The sequence below is a fragment of the Micromonospora sp. NPDC048040 genome (assembly GCF_055587185.1).
Window position 1 is genome coordinate 22415 of record NZ_JBVJGT010000029.1, and the last position, 23230, is coordinate 45644.

Here is a 23230-nt window from a genome sequence, read left to right on the forward strand (position 1 = left end):
GGCGCGGCGCTGGTGGACGACGCTGGGGGGCGGGTCACGCCTTCTTGCGGCGCCGGGCGCCGCCGCGCTGCCGCAGCTGCACCCCGGACTCGGTGAGCACCCGGTGGATGAACCCGTAGGAACGGCCGGTCGAGGCCGCGAGCGCGCGGATGCTCTCACCCGAGGTGTACCGCTTTACCAGGTCCTTGGCGAGCGTCTGACGCTCGGCTCCGACGATCCGGCGACCCTTCTCAGTGCTGGTGGCTGTGCCAGTGGCTGCCATGCTGTGTCCTCACGTCCCAGACTGTGCGGTTCGGATACGGTCCCACCTATTAGACCGCCTCGAACGATCATGCGCCAGATATCAACTCTTCGCCAACCGACACGCTATGCGTTGTCATCTTCCCGATAGAGTGATCCTCCCGACGGGGCCGGGGTCGACCGCACCGTGCCCGCGCGGCGCCGACGGCACTCACTCCGTACCCTGCGTGACGTGACGGACCTCCTCGACACTGCCGCCGGCGCGGCGGTGGTCTTCGCCGCCACCAACATCGACGACATCGTCGTCCTGACGCTGTTCTTCGTCGCCGCCCGCGGCACCGGCCGCCCCCGCACCTGGCAGATCGTGGCCGGGCAGTACCTGGGCATCGGCGCGCTCGCCCTGGCCAGCACGGTGGTCGCGGCCGGGCTGCTGGTGGTGCCCGATCCGTGGACCGGGCTGCTCGGGCTGCTGCCGATCGCCCTCGGCGTGCGCGCGCTGCTCGACCGGGAAGCCGACGAGGCCCCGACGGTGGTGGGCTCCACGCTGGGGGTGGCCGCGGTGACGATCGCCAACGGCGCGGACAACATCGCCGTCTACGTGCCGGTGTTCCGCGCCCTCGGGCCGGCCGACAGCGTGGTGTTCCTGCTGGTCTTCGTGGTGCTCGTCGCGCTGTGGTGCGCGGCGGGAGCCTGGCTGGGGGGCCACCCGCGGGTGGTGCGGGCCGTCGGCCGCGCCGGCCACTGGCTCGTCCCGGCCGTGTTCGTCGCCATCGGCGTGGTCATCCTGGCCACCTCGGGCGTGCTCCCCCACCTGCTCGGCCTGGTGCGCTGACCGGGCCGGACGGGTCAAGCCAGCTCGACGAGTTCGAGCAGGTCGTCGCTCCAGGCGTCCTCGTCGCCGTCGGGGAGCAGGATGGCGCGGTCCGGCTTGAGCGCCATGACCGCGCCGGGGTCGTGGGTGACCAGCACGATCGCGCCCGGGTAGCGGGCGATGGCGTCGAGCACCTGCTCGCGGCTGACCGGGTCGAGGTTGTTCGTCGGCTCGTCGAGCAGCAGCACGTTCGCCCCGGAGCAGACCAGGGTGGCCAGCGCCAGCCGGGTCTTCTCGCCGCCGGAGAGCACTCCGGCCGGCTTGTCCACGTCGTCGCCGGAGAACAGGAACGCGCCGAGGATCTTCCGCAGGTCGGTGTCGGTCTGCTCGATGGCGGCGCTGCGCATGTGCTCCAGGACCGTGCGGTCCACGTCGAGCGTCTCGTGCTCCTGCGCGTAGTAGCCGAGCCGCAGGCCGTGGCCGGCGTGCACCTCGCCGGTGTCCGGCTCCAGCAGGCCGCCGAGCATCCGCAGCAGGGTGGTCTTGCCGGCGCCGTTGAGGCCCAGGATGGCCACCCGGGAGCCCCGGTCCACCGCCACGTTCACGTCGGTGAAGATCTCCAGCGAGCCGTACGACTTCGACAGGCCGGTCGCGGTGAGCGGGGTCTTGCCGCACGGGGCCGGGCTCGGGAAGCGCACCTTCGCCACCTTGTCGGCGACGCGTACCTCCTCCAGGCCGGCGATCAGCTTCTCGGCCCGCCGGGCCATGTTCTGCGCGGCGACGGTCTTGGTGGCCTTGGCCCGCATCTTGTCGGCCTGCGCCATCAGCGCGCCGGCCTTCTTCTCGGCGTTGGCCCGCTCCCGGCGGCGGCGCCGCTCGTCGGTCTCGCGGGCCTCCAGGTACGCCTTCCAGCCGAGGTTGTAGACGTCGACGACGGAGCGGGTGGCGTCGAGGAACCAGACCTTGTTGACCACCGACTCCAGCAGCGAGCCGTCGTGGGAGATCACGATCAGGCCGCCCTTGTGGTTGGCGAGGAAGCCGCGCAGCCAGGTGATCGAGTCGGCGTCGAGGTGGTTGGTCGGCTCGTCGAGCAGCAGGATGCCGCCGCCGTTCTCGCCGGCGTCCCGGAACAGGATCCGGGCCAGCTCGATGCGGCGGCGCTGGCCGCCGGAGAGGGTGCCGATGGTCTGGGCGAGCGCCCGGTCCGGCAGCCCGAGGTTGGCGCAGATCCGGGCGGCCTCGGCCTCGGCGGCGTACCCGCCGAGGGAGGCGAACTGGTCCTCCAGCGCGCCGTAGCGGCGGACCAGCCGGTCGTCGGCGCCGTCGGCGAGCTTGGCCTCGATCTCCTTCATCTGGGCCATCAGCACGTCCAGGCCCCGGGCGGAGAGCACCCGGTCGCGGCCGGTGACCTCCAGGTCGCCGGTCCGCGGGTCCTGCGGGAGGTAGCCGATGGCGCTGCGCCGCTCGATCTGCCCGGCGTAGGGCTGACCCTCACCGGCGAGCACCTTGAGCGTGGTGGTCTTGCCGGCGCCGTTGCGGCCGACCAGGCCGATCCGGTCACCCGGCTGCACCCGCAGCGTGGTGTCGGACAGCAGGATCCGGGCGCCGGCACGAAGCTCCAGGCCGGTGGCAGTGATCATGTCGGAGGACTCGCTCTCGGGGTCTGGAAGGGCTGACTCAGGGCACGCGAAAGCGCCGGCGGGCACGAGGCCCGTCGGCGCGGGGCGGTTCAGCCTTCGCAGAGCAGCACGTGGCAAGTGTACCGGGCGTCGCCCGAGCGCCCCGCCGGATTACCGACCAAGATCATCGGGTACCGAAACGCCGTCCGGACCCGGTCCGGTACCGCAACCACCAAAACGGACCAAAACGGTGATCGGGGTAGACATGGAGCTGAACGAGAACGCACGGATCGACACCAGCCAGGTGGACGACCGGCGAGGATCCGGCGGGGGCGGCGGGCTGGGCGGCATACCCATCCCGATCGGCGGCGGCCGGGGCGGCATCGTCGGCCTCGTCATCGCCGTGCTGGTGGCCCTCGTCGGTGGCGGCTTCGGCCTGAACGCCGCCACCAACGGCGGCGGGGACCCGCAGGGCGACAACACGTCACTGGAGCAGAAGTGCTCGGCCGACGACGCGCTCCAGCAGCTCGACTGCCGCAACGCGCTCTACGTCAACTCCATCCAGGCGTACTGGCAGAAGGCGCTGCCCGAGGCGTTCGGCGAGCAGTACCGCCCGTCCCGGACGGTGTTCTTCAGCCAGGGCGTCAACACCGCCTGCGGGCAGGCCGACTCCGGCGTCGGCCCGTTCTACTGCCCCGCCGACGACCTGGTCTACATCGACCTCACCTTCTACCGGGTGCTCGCCCAGCAGCTCGGGGCCTCCGGCGAATTCGCCCAGCCGTACGTGCTCGCCCACGAGTACGGCCACCACGTGCAGGACCTGCTCGGCACCGAGGCCCAGATGCGCCGCCAGCAGCAGCGCGACCCGGACAACGCCAACGCGCTCTCGGTCAGGCTGGAACTGCAGGCCGACTGCTACGCCGGCGCCTGGGCGAAGAACGCCACCGGCACCGCCGACGCCAGTGGCCAGAAGATCTTCACCAGCATCAGCGAGCAGGACATCCGGCAGGCCGTCGACACCGCCGAGAAGATCGGCGACGACGCCATCTCCGAGCGGGCGAACCGGCCGGTGAACCCCGACGAGTTCACCCACGGCTCGTCCGAGCAGCGCAGGCAATGGTTCAGCCGCGGTTACGAGACCGGCGACCCGAAGTCCTGCGACACCTTCAGCGGGGCGGTGTGAGGTCAGCGGGCGGGGCGGCCGACCGCCTCCCCCGGACAGGCGTGGTACGGGCCCGGTCGTTGCGGAGACCGGGCCCGTACCGTGTGCGGCGTGGCAGCGGTGTTCAGACCCGCTGCCAGAGCGCCGGCACGTTGGGCGGCTCCCAACCCGGCTGCGCCGTGTGCCCCTGCAGGCAGCGGTAGGACACCCCGGCGTAGCTCACCGTCGCGCCGGCGGCGTACGCGGCGCCCGCCTGCCAGGTCGTCCCGCCGGGCGGGGTGCCGGTCGAGGTGGGCGTGGGGGTCGGCTCGGGGCCGCCGGTGGTGACCAGCGTCAGCCCGTACGCCGTCAGGATCGCGTTGACCGGCTGGAAGTACATCGTCCCGCCGGTGCTGCAGTTGCCGGAGCCGCCCGAGGTGACTCCCTGGGCCTGGCTGCCGGAGAGCCACGAACCACCGGAGTCGCCCGGCTCGGCGCAGGCGTTGCTCCGGGTGAGCCCGGTCACCGTGCCCTCCGGGTAGGTCACCGAGGCGTTCTTCTGCTGGATGGTGCCGCAGCGCCACCCGGTGGTGGAACCGGACCGGCAGACCGCCGCCCCCACGGCGGCCTCGACGCTGCCCGCCACCGCCACCGTCCCGCCCCGGTAGTCGTTCACCAGCCCGCGCGGGGTGTTCCCGGCGTCCACCTGCACCCAGGCGTAGTCCCGGCCGGGGAACGTGGAGCCGCGCACGGTGCCGCCCGGTTGCGAGGTGCGGGCCCCGGCCCGGCCGCAGTGTCCGGCGGTGACGAAACCTCCGTTCACCGAGAACCCGATCGAGCACCGGCTGCTGCCGGTGTAGTAGGCGTTGCCGCCGATCACGTCGGCGTACGGCTTCGGGTCCTCCGTGCTGGCCTGCACCCGCAGCACCCCGGCCGGCACCCCGGCGGCGGCGGCGAAGGACCGGGCCGCGGGCACCGCGCCGTCCCGGGCGAGCACCACGACGGCGTTGCCGGGAAGATCGGCGTACCAGCCGACGACGGCGGGCGGCGCGGCGGTGGCCCTGCGGTTGAGCCGGTCGACCGCCCCGTCCAGGGCACGCTCGGTGTGCCTCACCGGGACCGGGACCGCGCCGAGGCCACGGACCGCGTCGGCGTCGGCGGCACTGATGACGCCGACCGACACCGTGGCGCCCGGCTCCGTGACCCAGGTGCCGCCGTAGCGGGCGCCGAGGGTGGCGCGCAGCACCTGCTGGACCCGAGCGGCCCGGTCGTCGACGTCGAGACGGGCACGGGCCTGGGCCGGGGTGAGCCGCAGGTCCCGTTGCAGGGCGGCGAACATCTCGGGGGCCACGCCGTCGGGAGCGTCGACCGGGGCGGCGGGCACGCGGTCGGGATCGGCGCTGGCCTGGGCGGCCAGGGCCACGGTGAGCACCAGCGCGACGGCACTCAGGGTAGTTGCCGCCACGGTGGCTGTTCGTCGGAGCATGGGGGTCTCCTCGGGGTCAGGACGATGTGGAGGGTCGCAGCGACCGGGTGCGAGCAGGCACGCAGTGCCGCGTGGCAGCCGCCCTGCCGGTGCGCTACTGGAGAGACAACAATTGTTGTTAACTCTGTTGCCATTACCGTAGGTTAGACATCCGACGCCGTCAATACAGGTGTCGATCGATCAGATCCGACCCTTGTCAACACAGGGAGCTGCCTGTGTCCCCGTCGCGCCCGCCCGACCCGCCCGCCCGCCGGGCTCCGTCCGTCCGATCACGACCGGCCGCCGCCGGTCCACCGTCGGCGCTGCCCCGGCACGACCTGGCGGCACCCGCCCCGGACGACGTGCCGTTCGCCGTCGGCACCTTCGACGAGATCGGGCCGCTGTCCCGCGCCGACTTTCCGCACCGGCACACCTTCTACGAGCTGGTGTACGTGACCCACGGCCGTGCCTCGCACGTCATCGACCTCGACGCCCATCCCGTCCGGCCGCCGCACCTGTTCGTCGTCACGCCCGGCCAGGTGCACCACTGGCAGGACCAGCGTGACCTGCGCGGGCACGTGCTGCTCTGCGCGGCCGAGTTCCTGCTCACCTTCCCGGCAGACCGCGCCGCGCTGCACCGCTCGCGCCACCGCTCCTGGCGCCCCCGCGACGCCGCCCAGGCCCAGCGGATCGCCACCCTGCTGCGCTGGGCGACCGCCGAGTACCGCCGGGGCGGACCGGAGCGCGGTGGCACCCTGCGGGCCTACCTGCACCTCCTGCTCACCGAAGTGCTCCGGTCCCGCCCCACGGGCCCGACCCCCGACCCGCTCCCCGAGCCCACCACCCGCAACCGCCGGGCCGCCGCGATCGCCCGCCGCTTCGAGGAACTGCTCGCCGAGCCGGACCTCGTCGGCGAGCCACCCCGCGCATACGCCCGCCGGATCGGGGTGTCGGTGCGCCACCTCAACGACGCGGTGCCCCTGGCCACCGGCACCACCCCCGCCCGGCTGATCCGCCGAGCCCGGGTGCTGGAGGCGAAACGACTGCTCGCCCGGACCGACCTCACCGTGGCCGCGATCGCCGACCGGCTCCGCTTCGCCGACCCCGCCTACTTCTGCCGGTTCTTCCGCCGCGAGGTCGGCGACTCCCCCGGCGCGTTCCGCCGGCACGGCGGAAAACACCACGACCACGCTCTCCCGCACATCGACGCACCCTGACACCTGTCAATAGCGTCGGGTCGACAGCCGCCGACCCCCTGGACGATCCGCGAGTCCACCGTCGGCGAGGAGAGTTACACGATCATCGAGGGGAGGGAGCGGCGTTTCCTCCCGGCCCTGAACGGCCGGGTTCCACGCCGCAACTCTGATGAACAGTGCAGCCAGCGACAAAGAGCCACGCGCCCCCCGTCCCCGCAGCGGTGTGACACGCAAGAGCGTGTTGAGGGCGGCGGCACTGGCCCTGCCCGCCCCGTTCCTCGCCGCCGGAATCGCGCAGGCCGTGGGCGCGGAGGCGGCCGCCACGGGGTCGGCGCCGCCCCTCACGCCCTACTGCGACGACGGCGACGACCTGACGCCGGATCAGATGGAGGGCCCCTACTTCAAGCCGAACTCACCACGGCGTACCTCGCTCGTCGAGGCCGGCACGATCGGCACCCGGCTCACCGTCACCGGCCACGTCTTCGGGCTGGACTGCCGGCCGGTTCCCGACGTGCTGCTGGACTTCTGGCAGGCGGACGCCAACGGCGGCTACGACAACACCGGATACCGGCTGCGCGGGCACCAGTTCACCGACGCCTCGGGCGCGTACCGCCTCAGCACGATCCTGCCGGGGCTCTATCCGGGACGGACCCGGCACATCCACGTCAAGGCGCAGGCGCCGAACCGGCCGGTGCTCACCACCCAGCTGTACTTCCCCGGCGACCCCCGCAACAACACCGACCCGATCTTCGACCCCGCCCTGCTGATGACGGTGCGGACGGTGGACGGCGGCCGCGAGGCCAGCTTCGACTTCGTCCTCAACGTGACCTCGGCCCCCACCCCCACCCCGACCGGCAGCGCACCCGGCGGGACCTGGGCACCCGGCACCGCGTACCCGGCCGGCGCCCGGGTGACCTACGGCGGCATCGCGTACCGCTGCCTCCAGGCACACACCGCCCAGCCCGGCTGGGAGCCGCCGCACACCCCGGCGCTCTGGGCCCGGGACTGACGCGGGACCGCGGACGCACCGGCGGCCCGGCCGCTCGTGGACCGGGGTGGGCGGCCGGCCGCCCCGGGCCGGCGCCCCGGGCACGAGCCGGCGGCCCCGGCGAACCGGCCCGCGCCCCGGTCCGACACCAGGGCGCGGGCCGACGCCCGGCGAACCGGCCCACAGGCGCGGCCCGCCACACTGGTCGTCGCCGAGGATCAGGCCGTGGCGCGGAACGCGGCCACCCGCTCACCGAGCTGCTCCACCTGGTGCAGCCCGTCGCGGAGCAGGTCGAGGGCGTCCCCGGGCCGCCCCCACTGCTCCAGCAGGTCCGCCAGCAGCAGAACCACCGCGGCCAACTCCCGGCGCCGCCCGGCCGCCCGATAGCCGGCGGCCGCCGCCCGCAGGTGCCGCTCGGCGTCAACCTGCTCCCCGGCATCGGCCCGCAGCAGGCCGCGCACCCGGTCGGCGCGCGCCGCCACCACCGCGTCGCCGGCCGGATCGACGGCGTCGCACAGCAGCGCCGCCGCGCGCTCCGGCTGGCCCAGCGCGTGGTGGACCTCGGCCAACTCCACCCCGACCTCCCGGGCCAGCGCCCGCTGCCCGGCGACCGTCAACGCCGTGTGCGCGGTCGCCAGGTCGGCGAGGGCAGCCGCCAGGTCGCCGGCCGCCCGGCGCCCCTGCCCCCGGGCCCGGTGGCAGCACGCCAACTGCACCCCCATGGCGACCTGCCGGGCCGCCTGGCGGGCCTGCTCCGCGGCGACGTCGGCCTCCGCCGTCCGTCCCGAGGCGAGCAACGCGTCCGCGACCGTCAGGTGCATCCCCGCGACCCGCGCCGGCGCGGGCAGCACCGCCAGGGCCAGGGCCTGTCCGGCGGCCTCCGCCGCCGCCTCCTCGTCGCCCAGTGCCACGTGGCAGAGCACCAGTTCCGCGTACAGGGTCAGCAGGGTCGACGGATCCGGCCACCCGTCCCGCACCAGCGCGTCCCGCGCCTCGGCGAGCAGGAAGCCGGCGTACCGGGGATCACCGGTGTGGCGCAGCACCGCGGCGCGCCTGGCCGCCGCCTCGGCCCGGACGTGCGGCGGCGCCCCCGCCAGCAGCGCCTCCGCCCGGTCCACCTCGGCCGACGCGGCGTCGGGATCGTCGCGGAACAGCGCGACGCCGGCCAGACCGAGCCGGGCCCGGGCGGCCAGCACCGGCTCGTCCAGGTCGGCGGCGACCGCCGCCACCTCCCGGCAGACGGCAGCCCTCTCGTCGGTGGACCCGGCCAGGTCCGCCCCGACCAGCCGGAGCCGCAGGCGCACCACCTCGGCCGGCGAGCGGCCGGTGGCCAGGTCCGCCGGAGTCACCCCGAGCCGCTCGGCGAAGTGGGCGACGGCATCGGCGGAGGGCATCCGGCGACCACCCTCCACGGCGGACACGTAGGCCGCGGTGTACCGGGGCTCGGCCAGGGCACGCTGGGTGAGCCCTCGTGCCGTCCGCAGCCGCTGGAGACGTGCGCCCAGCTCCCCCACCGGGTCGCCCGCCACGACAGGCTCCGGCGGGCTCACGACAGGCGCTCCGCCGCACGCAGGCCACGACGCAGCACCGCGGTCGCCGCGTCGCGCTCCGCCCCGGCCAGCAACAGCTCGGCGAGATGGCGGCAGGTGATCACCACGTCCCCCATCAGGCCGGCCCGCTCGTACCGGTCGACGGCCCGCAGCAGCAGCCGCCGCGCCTGGTCGTGGTCGCCCTGCGCGGCCCGCACCAGCCCACGCACCCGGTCGGCCTCGGCCATGATCTCCCGGTGGTCGCAGGCCGCCGCCGTACGGGCGGCCTCCTCGGCCAGCGCACCCGCCTCGTCCAGGACGCCCTCCCGGCGGCGCGCCTCGGCCAGCTCCAGCGTCGCCCCGGCGTGGTCGAGCACCGCGCCGACGCCGCCCAGCATCTCCCGGGCCCGCCGCAACTCCGGCCCCGCCTCCCCCGGCCGCCCGGCCCGCAGCAACACGTAGCCACGGGCCCAGTGACACAGGGCGATCTCCCGGGTGAGCCCCAGCTCGGCGTAACGGCGGCCGGCCTCCCGCAGGTGCCGGTCCGCCTCGTCCAGCTCGCCGTCGCGGCGCAGCTGCCCGGCGACGGCGTGGAACTGCGCCACCCACTCCTGGTTGGTCACCCGGTCGAGCAGGGCAGCCGCCTCCCGCTCCAGCCGCCGCGCCCGGTCCCGCCAGCTCAGTTCGAGGAACGTGTACATCAGGGCGTTGGTCAACCGCAGCTCGGCGTCGGCGTCCACCGGCGGCGCCGCCCGCAGGGCCCGCAGGCCGCCCTCCAGGATCGCCACCGCCCGCGGCGCGTCCCCCGTGACCAGCAGGCAGTACGCCTGCCGGGCCAGCACCGCCGCGCGCAGCGCCGGGCACCCGTCGGGGAGCGTCGCCGCCAACTCGTCGTACCGGGCGGCGGCGTCCTCGGTCGACCCGCGGTGCAGTTGCGCCTCCGCCAGGTGGTACGCGGCCCAGCCAGCCAGTTCGGGCAGTCGGTAGTGGTCCGCCCGACGGCGGATCCCGGTCAGCGCCCGCTCGGCGGCGTCCAACCGGCCGGCGGAGAGGTCCCGCCGGGCCGACGCCTGCTCGGCGGCGAGCCGGGTGGCGGCGTCGGCCGGCCGGCCGTACCGCAGGTCGTCCACCGGCAGCCCGAGCCGGTCCGCGAAGTAGGCCAGCGCCTCGGGGCTGGGCACCCGGACGCCCGACTCCACGGCGCCCAGGAACGCGCGGGTGTAACGGGAGCCGACGACCTGTTGCTGGGTCAGGCCCTGGGCGACGCGCAGCCGCCGGATCCGGTGGCCCAGGCTCTCCACGACCAGTTCGTCGCCGGGAGCACCGCCCCCGCCACCGACCACGACGACGTCGGCCGCGGCCGTCTCCGCCATCCCGGCTCCTTCCCGACCATCGCGCCCAGCCTAGTGCGTCCACCATTGCTCGACGCCGACCGATATGGGACAGGTCCGCACCGGCGCCAGCCGTCCACCCGGGAGACCCCGGCTCGGCGGGGGCACGGACCTACGAAGCGGAAAGCGGGATCACAGAGATTCTCCGAGACGGTCGCGGACCAGGATCCGGACCGCGCGGGCCGCCGCGATCGCGCCGACCAGCACGGCGTGCCGGGGCTCGGGCACGTCCAGCAGCCGCTCCGCGCGCAGCGCCGCCAGCGGGGCGAGCCGCCGGTCGGCCAGCACGGTGTCCACCGCCCGCCGGTCGCCGCCGCAGACCAGCGCGCTCAGCGACGACGCCTCCGGCAACAGCAGCCGTACGGCCAGCTCGGTCGCGTCGCCCAGCGCCGCCTTCGCCTGGTTGTCGCGCCGCCGGGCGAAGCGCTGCTGGGACCACCCCCCGGCGGCGGTGCGGCCCTGCACGTACCGGGTGTCCACCTTCGACACCGTCAGCTCCTCGCCCGCCGCGACGCCCACCGCCACCGCGCCCTTGCGGACCAGCAGCAGGCCGATCCGGCGAGGCGTGGCCGCGGCGGCCACGAAACCGGGCACGTCCGGGGTGGCCGGCGCGCCGGGCGGGTTGTGCAGCTCGGCGGTCGCGCCGTCCGGGGCGGCGAGCAGCAAGCCGTGCGGCTGGACGGTGGTGGTGGGCGCGCCGTGCCGGTCGGCGAAGCCCTCGACCCAGCGGGCGACGCGGCCCGGGGCCACCTCGACCCACCGACCGCCACCTACTGCCGGCCTGCCGACCACGGCAACCTCCCCTGTGCTGGTCGCGTCGAGACGCGGATGGGTTCAGCCACGGAGCAGCCGCCACGTGGCCAGCGCGGTCTCGGCCGCTCCGGCCGGGGCCCGCGCCGTGGTCCAGTCTGCGATGACGCCCGTGAGGGCGCCGGCGAGGTAGGCGGCGTGGACGTCCACCGGCACGTCGTTGACGCCGGGGGGACGCGCCCGCACCTCGAAACTCCTCCGCAGTTCCGCGGCCAGCCGGTCCCGCAGGCCCGCAGCGAAGCGGGCGCTGCCGTGCGGGGACAGCATCCGACGGTAGAGGACCGCGTTGGCGGCGACGGTGTCGAAGAGGTCGCGCAGCGGCTGCGGCGCCTCGTCGCGCGGAGCGTCCAGCGGGCAGAGCGCCGCGGCGCGCGCCACCTGGGCGATCGCCTCCTCCATCGCGTCTGTGACGAGCGCGTCCAGGTCGGGAAAGTGGAGGTACGTGGTCGCGCGGTTGACCCCGGCCCGCTTGGCGACCTCGGCGATCGTGATGTCGCCCAGCTCCCGCTCGGCGGCCAGTTCCAGGACGGCGGCCCGGAGTCGGGCTCGTGTCCGTCGCGCCCGCGGGTCGGAGGAGTTCATCGGGTCACTATACGACAGCCGTCGCTTACGCGACACGTGTCGTGTAGCGTGCGGGGTATGCGGATCGAGGTGTGGGCAGACGTCGTCTGCGCGTGGGCGTACATCGCCAAGCGGCGCCTGGAACGGGCGCTGGCGTCCTGGGAGGGCGAACCGGTCGAGGTCGTCTGGCGGCCGTTCCGGATCGACCCCTCCGCCCCCGTCCCGGCCGAGCCGCTGGCGGACGTGCTGCGTGACCCGATGGTGGACGCCGCACTCCAGCGGTGCGCACCGGACCTGACGCCCGGCGAGAACCGGGAACGCGTCTCCCAGCTCGCGCAGGCCGAGGGGATCGGTCCGCGCTGGGGCGCCGGCTGGCGGGCCAACAGCCACGACGCCCACCGCCTGATCGCCCTCGCCCACTCCGCCGGCGCGCGACTGCAGGACGCGGTGGCGGAAGAGGTGATGCGCGCGCACTTCGTCGAGGCGCGGGACATCAGCCGCCCGGAGGTGCTGGCCGAGGTGGCCCGGACGGCGGGCTTCCCCGAGGGAGGCGCGCTGCTGGCCGACGGCGGCGGCGAGGCCGTCGTCCGGGAGCTGGTCCTGCGGGGCAGGGCCGCGGGCGTGGCGACGTCACCGACGTTCGTCGCGAACGGGATGGCACTGCGGGGCGCTCAGCCCCCGGAGGTGATCCACGACTTCCTGTCCGGGGCCGCACGGGTCAGCCCCCGACAACTCCCCGAGGAGGTCGAACGCCTCCGCCACGCCGAGGCGCTGCTGGACCTGGGCGATCCCCTGGGTGCCCTCACCCTGCTCCAGCCCCTGCTCGACGCTTACGGCGACGACCGCGGCACCAGGCTGCTCGCCGCCCGGGCATACTTCCACTCCGCCCAGCTCACCCGGGCCCTGCGGATGCTGGAGCCGCTCGCGGCGGCGGCGCCGGACGACTCGTACGTGCAGTTGCTGCTCGGGCGCACCCTGCAGCGACAGGGGGACGCCCGGCGCGCCGCCGTCCACCTGCGCCTGGCGGCGGCCATGTCCCCCGGCTACGCCGCCTGACCCGGGGCGCCGTCGTCCGCGGCCTTCATCGGGGCAGCACCATGGCGATCGCCAGGGCCGCGATGAGGACGCTGGAGACCAACGCCGTGACGCGCCGACCGCGTGGCCCGGCCAACGCCCGGCCGACGAGGGTGCCCCCACCGGCGATCAGCAACTGCCAGCTGGCCGAGGCGACGAAGGCCCCCGCCACGAAGAGCAGCGCCTCGGCCGCGCCCGGGTCCGCGCCACCCTGCCGCCCGAGGACGAGGGCGGCGAAGTAGACCACCGTCGCCGGATTGAACAGGGTCAGCGCGAGCACGCCGGCGAAGGCCCGGGCCGGGGTGTCCAGGCCCCGGCGGGCCTCGGCGGGGACCGCCGGCGCGGTGCGGGGGCGCAGGGCACGCCAGGCGCCGTGGCCGGCGAGGGCGAGCAGCACGACCGCGGCGACCAGCCGCATTGGCCCGGCGACCGGGGCGAGCAGGCCGGCGACCGCGGCCCCGCCGAGGGCCGCCGCGGCGGCGTAGAGCCCGTCCGCGGCGGCCACTCCGAGCGCTGCGGCGGCGCCGACCCGGAACGACGTGCGGGCGCTGAGCCCGAGGATGAGGATCGCGATCGCACCGACCGGGACGGCGACGCCGTAGCCGGCGATCAGACCGGCCAGGAACGCGCCGGTCACGACGGCGGGCGGCGGGCCGAGACGCGACCGGGCACCGTCCGCTGTCGCCGCCCGGCGGTGGCCGCGGCAACGGGGAGGCTCAGCACCGGGTACGTCTCGATCACGCCCCGATCCTGCTTACCCACCCCACCCGCCGCCACCCATTTCCCGGCGCGTGGCCGGCTGCGACGAACGCCGGCCGTGGGCGTCAGGCCAGCCGGTGCGCCGCGACCGTGTTCGAGCAGTCGGCGATGGTGGTGGGCTCCGAGACGTTGAGGGCGTCCAACCGGGACCACCCGTTGACTCCGGTGGTGGTGTTACGGAGGTAGATCCAGAGCGCGTTGGTGTAGGTGGCGCAGTGGACGTCGATCCCCTGACTCGGGTAGCCGAGCCCGCGACTGCCGCAGTCGATGTGTGGATAGGCCCGGATGTTGGTCCCGTTCCCGAACGAGATGGCGCCCCCGCTGTACAGATCCGGGTGGGTGCCGTGCCCGCTGCAGTGCGCGCTGGCCGGGCTGGCGGGCAGCAACGCCAACGCCGAGCCACCCGTGACGAGCGCCAGCGCGGACGCGATGGAGAGCAACCGAGATCGCATGTGCCGTCTCCTTCAGATAGATGGTGACAACTATCGATAGAGGATGGCACGCGGATCGCACCGTGGTGTCGGCTCCGCCCGAACGCGGCAGGGTGGAAGAGAATGCGTCCCCGCACGCCCGGGGCCGTCCGCGGCTGGGCGACGCCCTCGCCGTCGTCGGCGGGCTGGCTGCCGTCGTCCGTCGACAGGAACGCGTCGAGCGCGCCGCCCGGGAGGGGCGGCGCGCTCGACGGGGACCGACGCTGGGCCGGGTCAGACGTTGAAGCCGAGGGAGCGGAGCTGGTCGCGCCCCTCGTCGGTGATCTTGTCGGGGCCCCACGGCGGGAGCCACACCCAGTTGATCCGGATGTCGTCGACCAGGCCGCCGCCGGGGCCGGTGGTCAGCGCCTGGCGGGCCTGGTCCTCGATCACGTCGGTCAGCGGGCAGGCCGCCGACGTCAGCGTCATGTCCAGCGTGGCGACGTTGTCGTCGCCGACGTGCACCCCGTACACCAGGCCGAGGTCGACCACGTTGATGCCCAGCTCGGGGTCGACGACGTCCTTCATCGCCTCCTCGATGTCGGCGACGGCGGCCCGGGCACCCGCGGCCTTGCCGCCGTCACCCGCGGCCGGCGCGGTGGCGTCCGCGGCCGGCGCCGCCGTGCCCTCGGCCGCCGGCGTCGCCGCGGTGGCGGTGTCCTCGCTACTCATGCCTTAACCTCCGAAGGGCTCACGCCCACGCCGGCGCGTGCCGCGGCGTCCTTGAACGCCATCCATGGCAACAGCGCGCACTTCACCCGGGCGGGGTAGCGGGCGACGCCCGCGAACGCGACCCCGTCACCGAGCACGTCCTCGTCCGGCGTGACCTGACCACGGCCGGACATCAACTCCACGAACGCCTCGTGCACCTGGAACGCCTCACCCGCGCCCCGCCCGACCAGCAGCTCGTGCAACACGCTCGCCGACGCCTGGCTGATCGAGCAGCCCATGCCGTCGTACGAGACGTCGTGCAGCACGTCGCCGTCGGTCGCCACCCGGACCGTGACCTCGTCGCCGCAGGTCGGGTTGACGTGGTGCGCCTCGGCGACCCGGGCGCCCGGGTCGCCCGCGTCGCGCAGGCCACGGCCGTGCGGGTGCTTGTAGTGGTCCAGGATGATCTCCTGGTAAAGAGATTCAAGCTGCATCAGGCTGAACTCCCGTCGATCCGCGGGCTCCTGCGTCGCCGCTCACTCGAACACCTTCCGCGCCTGCTCCAGGCCCGCCACCAGGGCGTCGATCTCCTCGGTGGTGGTGTAGAGGTAGAACGACGCCCGCGTCATGGCCGGCACGCCGAACCGGGTGCACACCGGCCGGGCACAGTGGTGGCCCACCCGCACCTGCACGCCGAGCGAGTCGAGCACCTGCCCGACGTCGTGCGGGTGGATGTCGCCGAGGGCGAACGAGATGGTGCCGCCCCGGCCCACCGGCACGGTCGGCCCGAAGATCCGCAGGCCGCGCACCGTGGCGAGGGCGTCCAGCGCGTACGCCGTCAGCTCCTTCTCGTGCCACTGGATGGCCCGCATCCCGATGCCCGTGAGGTAGTCGACGGCAGCGCCGAGCGCGACCGCCTCGGCGATCGGCGGGGTGCCCGCCTCGAACCGGGCCGGCGGCGCCGCGAACGTCGAGCGCGCCATCGACACCGTCTCGATCATCGACCCTCCGCCGAGCACCGGCGGCATCGCCGCCAGCAGCTCGGCCCGGCCCCAGAGCACCCCGATGCCGGTCGGGCCGCACATCTTGTGCCCGGTGAACACGACGAAGTCGGCGTCGTAGTCGACCACGTCCATCGGCATGTGCGGCACCGACTGGGAGCAGTCGAGCAGCAGCAGCGCCCCCACCTCGCGGACCCGCTCGGTGATCCGCGCGGTGGCGTTGACGGTGCCGAGGATGTTGGACATGTGCACCAGCGAGACGATCTTCGTCCGCTCGGTGACCAGGTCCGCCAGCCCCGACTCGTCCAGGCGCCCCTGGTCGGTGACCGGGAACCAGCGCAGCGTCGCGCCGGTCCGCTCGCAGAGCAGCTGCCACGGGACGATGTTCGAGTGGTGCTCCATCTCGGAGATCACCACCTCGTCACCGGGGCCGAGCCGGAACCGCGGGTCGGCGTCGGGCCGCAGCGAGGCGTTGGAGAAGGCGTACGCGACGATGTTGATCGCCTCGGTGGAGTTCTTGGTGAACACCACCTCGTCCGGGCTCGGCGCGTTGACGAACGCGGCGACCTTCGCCCGGGCGCCCTCGTACGCCTCGGTGGCCTCCGTGCCCAGCGTGTGCACCGAGCGGGAGACGTTGGCGTTGTGCATCGCGTAGTGCTCGGCGAGCACGTCGAGCACCTGCCGCGGCTTGTGCGAGGTGTTGGCGCTGTCGAGATAGACCAGCCGGTGCCCGTTGACCTCCCGGTCGAGGATCGGGAAGTCGGCGCGCACCTTCGCCACGTCGTAACGCGGCACGTCGTCGTACTGCGGCATCCCCGGCGGGATCGCGATGGTAGTCATGTCGACCGGCCCACCCATTCTCCGAGAGGAATCAGGCCCGCGCCGAACCGGCCCCGGCGACGTACCGCTCGTAGCCCTCTTCCTCGAGCTTGTCGGCCAGCTCCGGGCCGCCCTGCTCGACGATCCGGCCGGCCACGAACACGTGCACGAAGTCCGGCTTGATGTAGCGCAGGATCCGGGTGTAGTGGGTGATCAGCAGCAGGCCGGTGTCGCCGGTGTCGCGGACCCGGTTCACGCCCTCGCTGACCACGCGCAGCGCGTCGACGTCGAGGCCGGAGTCGGTCTCGTCGAGGATGGCCATCTTCGGCTTGAGCAGCTCCAGCTGCACGATCTCGTGCCGCTTCTTCTCACCGCCGGAGAAGCCCTCGTTGACGTTGCGCTGGGCGAACGCCGGGTCCATCTGGAGGCGCTCCATGGCCCCGCGCAGCTCGCCGCCCCAGGTGCGCAGCTTCGGCGCCTCGCCGTCGATGGCGGTCTTGGCGGTACGCAGGAAGTTCGCCACCGAGACGCCGGGCACCTCGACCGGGTACTGCATGGCCAGGAAGAGGCCGGCGCGGGCCCGCTCGTCGACGGACATGGCCAGCACGTCCTCGCCGTCGAGGGTCACCGAGCCGCCGGTGATCTCGTACTTGGGGTGGCCGGCGATCGAGTAGGCCAGGGTGGACTTGCCGGAGCCGTTCGGCCCCATGATCGCGTGGGTCTCGCCCGAGCGGACGGTCAGGTCGACACCGGCCAGGATCGGCTTGAGCTCACCCTCGGGCAGCTTGACCGACACCTTCAGGTCGCGGATCTCCAGGGTGCTCATTATCGGGTCACTCCATTGCTCGGCGTGAGGCTGACGTAGATGTCGCCGTCGCGGACTTCGACGGGATAGACGGGAACGGGTTCGGTGGCGGGCAGCCCGGTCGGCTCGCCGGTCCTCAGGTCGAAACGGGAACCGTGCAGCCAACATTCCAGCGTGCAGCCGGAGACCTCCCCCTCGGAGAGGGCGACCGCGGCGTGCGAGCACTCGTCGTAGACGGCGTAGAAGGCGTCGTCCTCGCCGTGCACGATCGCGATCTGCGTGCCGTCGACGTCCGCGGCGATCGCGGTGCCCTTCGGCACGTCCTCGGTCGAGCAGATCTTGATCATCAGGCGCCGGCCTTGCTCAGCCGGGCCTCGATCGCGTCGCCGAGCCGCTCGCGCAGCTCCTCGACCGGGATCTTGTTGATCAGCTCGGCGAAGAAGCCGCGGACCACCAGGCGCCGCGCCTCGGCCTCCGGGATGCCCCGGGCCATCAGGTAGAACAGCTGCTCGTCGTCGAAGCGGCCGGTCGCGCTCGCGTGGCCGGCGCCGGCGATCTCGCCGGTCTCGATCTCCAGGTTGGGTACGGAGTCCGCCCGCGCGCCGTCGGTCAGCAGCAGGTTCCGGTTGATCTCGTACGTTTCGGTGCCGGTCGCCTCGGCACGGATCAGCACGTCGCCCACCCAGACGGTACGCGCGCTCTCGCCCTGCAGGGCGCCCCGGTAGCCGACGTAGCTGCGGCAGTCCGGCACGCTGTGGTCGACCAGCTGGCGGTGCTCCAGGTGCTGCCCGGAGTCGGCGAAGTAGAGGCCGTACAGCTCGGCCTCGCCGCCCCGGTCGGTGTACTCCACCGAGGTGTACTGCCGGACCAGGTCGCCACCGAGGGAGACCTGGACGTGGACCACCCTGGCGTCCCGACCCAGCTTCACCTTCAGGTGCTGGGCCTGGACGGCGTCGTCGGCCCAGTCGGCGACGGTGACCAGGGTCAGCTTCGCCCCGTCGGCCACCGCCACCTCGACGTTGTCGGCCAGCGTCGCCGAACCGGCGTGCTCCAGCACCAGGGTCACCTCGGCGAACCGGCCGACCTCGACGAAGGTGTGCCCGAAGGCGACACCCTCGGCGCCGTCGCCGACCACCCGCAGGGTCACCGGGTCGGCGACCACGGCGTCGCGGGCGACCTGGACCAGCAGCGCCTGCCCGGCCCCGCCGTAGGCCAGCGCGCTGACCCGGTCGACGGGGGTGAGCACGCTGCCCACCCGGGGGTCGTCGGAGCCGATCCGCTCGACGGTCACGCCCTCGGGCAGGTCGCCGTACTCGTGGCGGACCGTGCCGGTGGCGGCCTGCGCCCCGCCCACCAGCCCGCGCAGCCGCTTGAGCGGGGTGAAGCGCCACTCCTCCTCCAGGCCCGTGAGGGCCGGGAAGTCGGCGACGTCGTACGAGCGGAGCGCCTGCGACTTGGTGCTGGGCGGCGCGGAAGCCTGGGTAGTCATCTCTTCCTTGGTCTGTTTCGCGACGACGGTGTCATTGATCGGAGGGTGGGCCCGGGTTCGCGCGACTCGGCCAGCGGGTCGGGCTTCGCGCGATCCCGACGGGTCACCGGTCGGCGTCAGCCGACCGCGCCCTCCATCTGCAGCTCGATCAGGCGGTTGAGCTCCAGGGCGTACTCCATCGGGAGTTCCTTGGCGATCGGCTCGATGAAGCCGCGCACGATCATCGCCATCGCCTCGTCCTCGCTCAGGCCCCGGCTCATCAGGTAGAAGAGCTGGTCCTCGCTGACCTTGGAGACGGTGGCCTCGTGCCCCATCGACACGTCGTCCTCACGAATGTCGACGTACGGGTAGGTGTCGGAGCGGGAGATGGTGTCGACGAGCAGCGCGTCGCACTTGACCGTGCTGCGGCTGTTGGTCGAGCCCTCCAGCACCTGCACCAGGCCGCGGTACGAGGTGCGGCCGCCGCCCCGGGCGATCGACTTGGAGACGATGGTGGAGGAGGTGTGCGGCGCGGCGTGCACCATCTTGGCGCCGGCGTCCTGGTGCTGGCCCTCGCCGGCCATGGCCACCGAGAGCACCTCGCCCTTGGCGTGCTCGCCGGTCATGTAGACCGCCGGGTACTTCATGGTGACCTTGGAGCCGATGTTGCCGTCGATCCACTCCATGGTCGCGCCCTCGTGGCACACGGCGCGCTTGGTGACCAGGTTGTAGACGTTGTTCGACCAGTTCTGGATGGTCGTGTAGCGGCACCGGGCGTTCTTCTTGACGATGATCTCCACCACGGCGCTGTGCAGCGAGTCCGAGGAGTAGATCGGCGCGGTGCAGCCCTCGACGTAGTGCACGTACGCACCCTCGTCGACGATGATCAGCGTCCGCTCGAACTGGCCCATGTTCTCCGTGTTGATCCGGAAGTAGGCCTGCAGCGGGATCTCCACGTGCACGCCCTTCGGCACGTAGATGAACGAGCCGCCGGACCAGACGGAGGTGTTCAGCGCGGCGAACTTGTTGTCGCCGACCGGGATGACCGTGCCGAAGTACTCCTTGAACAGGTCCTCGTGCTCTTTGAGGGCGGTGTCGGTGTCGAGGAAGACGACACCCTGCTCCTCCAGGTCCTCACGGATCTTGTGGTAGACGACCTCGGACTCGTACTGCGCCGCGACGCCCGCGATCAGCCGCTGCTTCTCCGCCTCGGGGATGCCCAGCTTGTCGTAGGTGTTCTTGATGTCCTCGGGCAGGTCCTCCCAGCTGGTGGCCTGCTTCTCGGTGGACCGGACGAAGTACTTGATGTTGTCGAAGTCGATCCCGGTGAGGTCGGCGCCCCAGGCCGGCATGGGCTTGCGGTCGAACAGCCGCAGGCCCTTCAGCCGCAGGTCGAGCATCCAGGCCGGCTCGTTCTTCTTGGCCGAGATGTCCCGCACCACCGCCTCGTTGAGGCCGCGCTGGGCGACCGCCCCGGCGACGTCGGGGTCGGCCCAGCCGTACTCGTATCGACCCAGGGCGGCGAGCTGCTCTTCCTGGGTCAGGGGCTGGACGATCTGCTCGGTCATCTATCTGTCCTCACAGTGGTGACGGTCTTACCGGACTGGGCGCGCCCCGGCTGGGCGGGAATGTGCGTGGTGCACACCCCGTCGCCGTGCGCGATGGTGGCCAGGCGCTGCACGTGGGTGCCGACCAGGCGGGAGATCACCGCGGTCTCGGCCTCGCACAGCTGGGGGAACTCGGCGGCCACGTGCGCCACCGGGCAGTGGTGCTGACAGAGCTGGCCGCCGGAGGCGATCGTGGACGCGTTGGCAGCGTAGCCCTCGGCGGTCAGGGCCCCGGCGAGCGCCTCGGCCCGCGCGAGGGGGTCGTCGCCGGCGTCCTCCATGGCGGCCCGGCAGCGGGCCTCCAGGGCGGCGACCTGGTCGGCGGCGAACGCCTCGACCGCCTCGGCGCCGCCGTTGCGCGCGATCCAGCGCAGCGCGGCGGTGGCCATGTTGTCGTAGTGGTGGGTGCCGCAGCGGCCCCGGGCCGCGTCGGTCAGCAGGAACACCTTCGCCGGGCGGCCCCGGCCCCGGTGACCGCGGACCGTCTGGTCGCGGGCGACCACGTCACCGTCGGCGAGCATCGCGTCGAGGTGCCGCCGGATCGCGGCCGGGCTGAGCCCGAGCGCCGAGCCGAGCTGCGCGGCGGTGGTCGCCCCCCGCTCCAGCAACAGGTGGGTGACCCGGTCCCGGGTGGAAAGGTCGCTGGCGGACACGGGCTGACCGGCGGCCGGGGCGGCCGCCGGCTGGTGCCCGGAGAGCGCCGCCGCGTTTTTCACAACGCCCACGTTACGTAATTCGTCGGGGGGCCGCAAACCCGGGTCCCGGTGATCCGAACCACCGCGCCGGCGGAGCCGCACGAACCTCGATCACTACGGTGCGTAGGATTTGCGCCGTGACTCCATCCGTCCGGTTCCCGGTCTCCACCGCCCTGCTGCGCCGCCTCGCGCTCGCCTCGATCATCGCGAACGTGGGCATCGTCGTCACCGGCGGGGCGGTCCGGCTCACCCAGTCCGGCCTCGGCTGCCCCACCTGGCCCCGGTGCACGGACGAGTCGTACGTGGCAACCGCCGAGATGGGCATCAACGGGGCGATCGAGTTCGGCAACCGCCTGCTCACCTTCGCGGTCGGCGTCATCGCGCTGGCGGTGCTGGTGGCCGTGCTGCTGCAACGCCCCCGCCGCCGCGAACTGCTCCCCCTCGCGGTCGCCGTGCTCTTCGGCATCCCGGCCCAGGCGGTCGTCGGCGGCATCACCGTGCTCACCGACCTCAACCCGTGGGTGGTGGGCCTGCACTTCCTCGCCTCGATGCTCGTGATCGCGGCCGCGTACGCGCTGTGGCGGCGGATCAAGGACCCGGCCGGCCCGGCGGTGGCCGTGGTGCCGGCGCCGCTGCGGACCCTGGCGGTGATCACCACCGTGGCCAGCGCGGCGGTGCTGGTGATCGGCACCTGGGTGACCGGCAGCGGCCCGCACGCGGGCGACCACGGCGCGGCCCGCAACGGCCTCGACCCGGAGGCGATCTCCCAGGTGCACGCCGACAGCGTCTTCCTGCTGATCGGCCTCTCCGTGGCGCTGGTCTTCGCGTTCCGCGCGGTCGGCGCGGCACGGGCCGCACGGGCCGCCCTGGTGCTGGTCGCGGTGGAGCTGGGTCAGGGCCTGATCGGCTTCGTGCAGTACTTCACCAACCTGCCTGCGCTGCTGGTCGGCGCGCACATGCTCGGCTCCTGCCTGGTGCTGCTGGCCACCCTCTCGGTCCAGTGGGCCACCCGCGAACGCCGTCCCGTCGCGCCGGCCCCGGACCCCTCCCCCGCCGAGGACGCCGTCCCCGTCGCCGCCTGACGGGCGTCAGGCGGCGACCGACGGCGACGTCCGCCGACGGCGGGCGGGACGAGCCGCACGGTGCGGACCCTGGCGGCCCGGGCACCGGGCGGTCCGCACGGTGGCGACCGCCCGGCGTCGGGTCAGCGTGGCGGGCGGCCCAGGTGGGTCAGGATCGCGCCGGCCAGGCGGTCGGCGGCGCCCTCGGCGTACCCGAGGAACAGCGACGGCTCGGTGAGCTCCAACTCGACCAGGATCGAGGCGCCGTCCGGGCCGGGGATCAGGTCGACCCGGGCGTAGAGCAGCCGCTCCGGCCCGCCGGGCACCGCCGCGAGGGCTTGTTCCGCCACCGCCAGCTGCTCCGGGGTGGCCGTCCGTGGCGTGATCTCCTCGGGCTTGTAGAGCCCCTCCACGCCCAGGTCCGGCCCGGTGAGCATGGGGCCCTTGCGGATCGCGTGACTGTACGCCAGGCCGTCCGGGCCGGCCAGGAAAAGCAGCGCCGTCTCACCGGCGGTGTCGACGGCGGCCAGGTACGGCTGGACCATGGTCACGCGGCCGGCCGCCGCGAGCCGCCGCACGTGCGCGACGGCCAGTTCCCGGTGCTCCGGATCGGCCAGGTCGTACCGGCCGGTGTCCTGGCTGCCCGCGCTGATCGACGGTTTGAGCACGTACTCGCCGGAGTCGGCGGGCGGCTGCCAGCTCTCTCCCGGCTCCACCCAGGTCGTGGGGACGGTCGGCACGCCCGCGGCGGAGAGCTCGGCGAGGTACCGCTTGTCGGTGTTCCAGCGGACCACGTCGGCCGGGTTGGCCAGGGCGGGGACGGCGGCCGCCCAGGCGACGAACTCGTCGCGGCGGGGCATGTAGTCCCACGGCGAGCGGAGCACGGCCAGGTCGTAGCCGGCCCAGTCGGCGGTGGGGTCGTCCCAGACCACCGGTTCGGCGGTCACGCCGCGGCGCGCGAGCGGGTCGAGCACCAGCCGGTCGTCGGCCTCGAGGGTGGGCAGTTCGGCACAGGTGATGAGAGCGACCCGGGGTTCCCCCCGGGTCGACTGGTGGTGGGTGGTCAATT

24 protein-coding genes are annotated in these 23230 nt (G+C 73.6%); 6 read left to right on the forward strand and 18 right to left on the reverse strand.

The window, feature by feature from the left end:
- Positions 1 to 34: 34 nt before the first annotated feature.
- Positions 35 to 262: a helix-turn-helix domain-containing protein gene (locus ACZ6O2_RS23810; protein ID WP_007462679.1), complete on the reverse strand. Its 228-nt coding sequence runs from the start codon at positions 260 to 262 to the stop codon at positions 35 to 37.
- A 210-nt stretch (positions 263 to 472) separates the two neighbouring features.
- On the opposite strand from ACZ6O2_RS23810, the gene ACZ6O2_RS23815 reads away from it, so the two are divergent.
- On the forward strand, positions 473 to 1072 hold the full coding sequence (locus ACZ6O2_RS23815) for a cadmium resistance transporter (protein ID WP_350709101.1): 600 nt from the start codon (positions 473 to 475) through the stop codon (positions 1070 to 1072).
- Between the two features lie 14 nt (positions 1073 to 1086).
- Here ACZ6O2_RS23815 and ACZ6O2_RS23820 read toward each other — a convergent pair whose 3' ends face one another.
- Complete coding sequence (locus ACZ6O2_RS23820) at positions 1087 to 2691, reverse strand: ABC-F family ATP-binding cassette domain-containing protein (protein WP_350709103.1); 1605 nt, start codon at positions 2689 to 2691, stop codon at positions 1087 to 1089.
- A 244-nt stretch (positions 2692 to 2935) separates the two neighbouring features.
- Between ACZ6O2_RS23820 and ypfJ the strand changes: the two genes are divergently transcribed.
- A complete protein-coding gene (gene ypfJ, locus ACZ6O2_RS23825; protein ID WP_350709105.1) occupies positions 2936 to 3853 on the forward strand; it encodes a KPN_02809 family neutral zinc metallopeptidase in 918 nt (305 codons plus the stop codon).
- A gap of 103 nt (positions 3854 to 3956) precedes the next feature.
- On the opposite strand, the gene ACZ6O2_RS23830 is transcribed toward ypfJ, so the two are convergent.
- Positions 3957 to 5297 (reverse strand): carbohydrate-binding protein, encoded by a 1341-nt coding sequence (locus tag ACZ6O2_RS23830; protein ID WP_466024329.1) that lies wholly within the window; start codon positions 5295 to 5297, stop codon positions 3957 to 3959.
- Positions 5298 to 5512: 215 nt separating this feature from the next.
- Between ACZ6O2_RS23830 and ACZ6O2_RS23835 the strand changes: the two genes are divergently transcribed.
- Both ACZ6O2_RS23835 and ACZ6O2_RS23840 read left to right on the forward strand, forming a co-directional pair.
- Entirely contained in the window at positions 5513 to 6493 is a 981-nt protein-coding gene (locus ACZ6O2_RS23835) for a helix-turn-helix domain-containing protein (RefSeq protein WP_466024330.1), read from the forward strand.
- A gap of 202 nt (positions 6494 to 6695) precedes the next feature.
- A complete protein-coding gene (locus ACZ6O2_RS23840) occupies positions 6696 to 7481 on the forward strand; it encodes a dioxygenase family protein (protein ID WP_466024331.1) in 786 nt (261 codons plus the stop codon).
- Positions 7482 to 7678: 197 nt separating this feature from the next.
- Here the strand turns inward: ACZ6O2_RS23840 and ACZ6O2_RS23845 are convergent, their stop codons facing one another.
- The 4 genes from ACZ6O2_RS23845 to ACZ6O2_RS23860 all read right to left on the reverse strand — a co-directional run bounded on the left by ACZ6O2_RS23845 (position 7679) and on the right by ACZ6O2_RS23860 (position 11772).
- Entirely contained in the window at positions 7679 to 9010 is a 1332-nt protein-coding gene (locus ACZ6O2_RS23845) for a helix-turn-helix domain-containing protein (protein WP_466024332.1), read from the reverse strand.
- Positions 9007 to 10362 carry a helix-turn-helix domain-containing protein gene (locus ACZ6O2_RS23850; RefSeq protein WP_466024333.1) on the reverse strand — a complete coding sequence of 452 codons (1356 nt, stop codon included), beginning with the start codon at positions 10360 to 10362 and terminating at the stop codon, positions 9007 to 9009. The genes ACZ6O2_RS23845 and ACZ6O2_RS23850 overlap by 4 nt, the downstream gene beginning before the upstream one ends.
- Before the next feature lie 150 nt (positions 10363 to 10512).
- Positions 10513 to 11172: an acVLRF1 family peptidyl-tRNA hydrolase gene (locus tag ACZ6O2_RS23855; protein WP_466024334.1), complete on the reverse strand. Its 660-nt coding sequence runs from the start codon at positions 11170 to 11172 to the stop codon at positions 10513 to 10515.
- Between the two features lie 42 nt (positions 11173 to 11214).
- A complete protein-coding gene (locus ACZ6O2_RS23860; protein ID WP_466024335.1) occupies positions 11215 to 11772 on the reverse strand; it encodes a TetR/AcrR family transcriptional regulator in 558 nt (185 codons plus the stop codon).
- Between the two features lie 57 nt (positions 11773 to 11829).
- Between ACZ6O2_RS23860 and ACZ6O2_RS23865 the strand changes: the two genes are divergently transcribed.
- Entirely contained in the window at positions 11830 to 12807 is a 978-nt protein-coding gene (locus tag ACZ6O2_RS23865) for a DsbA family protein (protein WP_466024336.1), read from the forward strand.
- Between the two features lie 25 nt (positions 12808 to 12832).
- Here ACZ6O2_RS23865 and ACZ6O2_RS23870 read toward each other — a convergent pair whose 3' ends face one another.
- The 10 genes from ACZ6O2_RS23870 to ACZ6O2_RS23915 all read right to left on the reverse strand — a co-directional run bounded on the left by ACZ6O2_RS23870 (position 12833) and on the right by ACZ6O2_RS23915 (position 21121).
- A complete protein-coding gene (locus ACZ6O2_RS23870) occupies positions 12833 to 13462 on the reverse strand; it encodes a LysE family transporter (RefSeq protein WP_466024337.1) in 630 nt (209 codons plus the stop codon).
- Positions 13463 to 13649: 187 nt separating this feature from the next.
- Positions 13650 to 14036, reverse strand: coding sequence for a hypothetical protein (locus tag ACZ6O2_RS23875; protein ID WP_357464325.1), 387 nt, complete (start codon positions 14034 to 14036; stop codon positions 13650 to 13652).
- A 252-nt stretch (positions 14037 to 14288) separates the two neighbouring features.
- Entirely contained in the window at positions 14289 to 14726 is a 438-nt protein-coding gene (locus tag ACZ6O2_RS23880; RefSeq protein WP_466024338.1) for a metal-sulfur cluster assembly factor, read from the reverse strand.
- Complete coding sequence (sufU, locus tag ACZ6O2_RS23885; protein ID WP_350709127.1) at positions 14723 to 15199, reverse strand: Fe-S cluster assembly sulfur transfer protein SufU; 477 nt, start codon at positions 15197 to 15199, stop codon at positions 14723 to 14725. Before sufU ends, ACZ6O2_RS23880 begins: the two co-directional genes overlap by 4 nt.
- Positions 15200 to 15241: 42 nt before the next feature.
- On the reverse strand, positions 15242 to 16546 hold the full coding sequence (locus ACZ6O2_RS23890; protein WP_466024339.1) for a cysteine desulfurase: 1305 nt from the start codon (positions 16544 to 16546) through the stop codon (positions 15242 to 15244).
- A 31-nt stretch (positions 16547 to 16577) separates the two neighbouring features.
- Positions 16578 to 17351, reverse strand: a complete 774-nt coding sequence (gene sufC / locus ACZ6O2_RS23895; RefSeq protein WP_350686401.1) for a Fe-S cluster assembly ATPase SufC — start codon at positions 17349 to 17351, stop codon at positions 16578 to 16580.
- The gene (locus ACZ6O2_RS23900) at positions 17351 to 17677 is read right to left on the reverse strand and encodes a non-heme iron oxygenase ferredoxin subunit (RefSeq protein WP_350686402.1); all 327 of its coding nucleotides are present in this window, start codon (positions 17675 to 17677) and stop codon (positions 17351 to 17353) included. Before ACZ6O2_RS23900 ends, sufC begins: the two co-directional genes overlap by 1 nt.
- On the reverse strand, positions 17677 to 18819 hold the full coding sequence (sufD, locus tag ACZ6O2_RS23905) for a Fe-S cluster assembly protein SufD (RefSeq protein ID WP_350709131.1): 1143 nt from the start codon (positions 18817 to 18819) through the stop codon (positions 17677 to 17679). The genes ACZ6O2_RS23900 and sufD overlap by 1 nt, the downstream gene beginning before the upstream one ends.
- Positions 18820 to 18935: 116 nt before the next feature.
- The gene (gene sufB, locus ACZ6O2_RS23910) at positions 18936 to 20366 is read right to left on the reverse strand and encodes a Fe-S cluster assembly protein SufB (RefSeq protein ID WP_091105216.1); all 1431 of its coding nucleotides are present in this window, start codon (positions 20364 to 20366) and stop codon (positions 18936 to 18938) included.
- Positions 20363 to 21121, reverse strand: a complete 759-nt coding sequence (locus ACZ6O2_RS23915) for a helix-turn-helix transcriptional regulator (protein ID WP_350709133.1) — start codon at positions 21119 to 21121, stop codon at positions 20363 to 20365. Before ACZ6O2_RS23915 ends, sufB begins: the two co-directional genes overlap by 4 nt.
- A 98-nt stretch (positions 21122 to 21219) precedes the next feature.
- Between ACZ6O2_RS23915 and ACZ6O2_RS23920 the strand changes: the two genes are divergently transcribed.
- Positions 21220 to 22182, forward strand: a complete 963-nt coding sequence (locus ACZ6O2_RS23920; protein ID WP_466024340.1) for a COX15/CtaA family protein — start codon at positions 21220 to 21222, stop codon at positions 22180 to 22182.
- Between the two features lie 122 nt (positions 22183 to 22304).
- On the opposite strand, the gene ACZ6O2_RS23925 is transcribed toward ACZ6O2_RS23920, so the two are convergent.
- A complete protein-coding gene (locus ACZ6O2_RS23925; protein ID WP_466024341.1) occupies positions 22305 to 23228 on the reverse strand; it encodes an ATP-grasp domain-containing protein in 924 nt (307 codons plus the stop codon).
- Between the last annotated feature and the right edge of the window lie 2 nt (positions 23229 to 23230).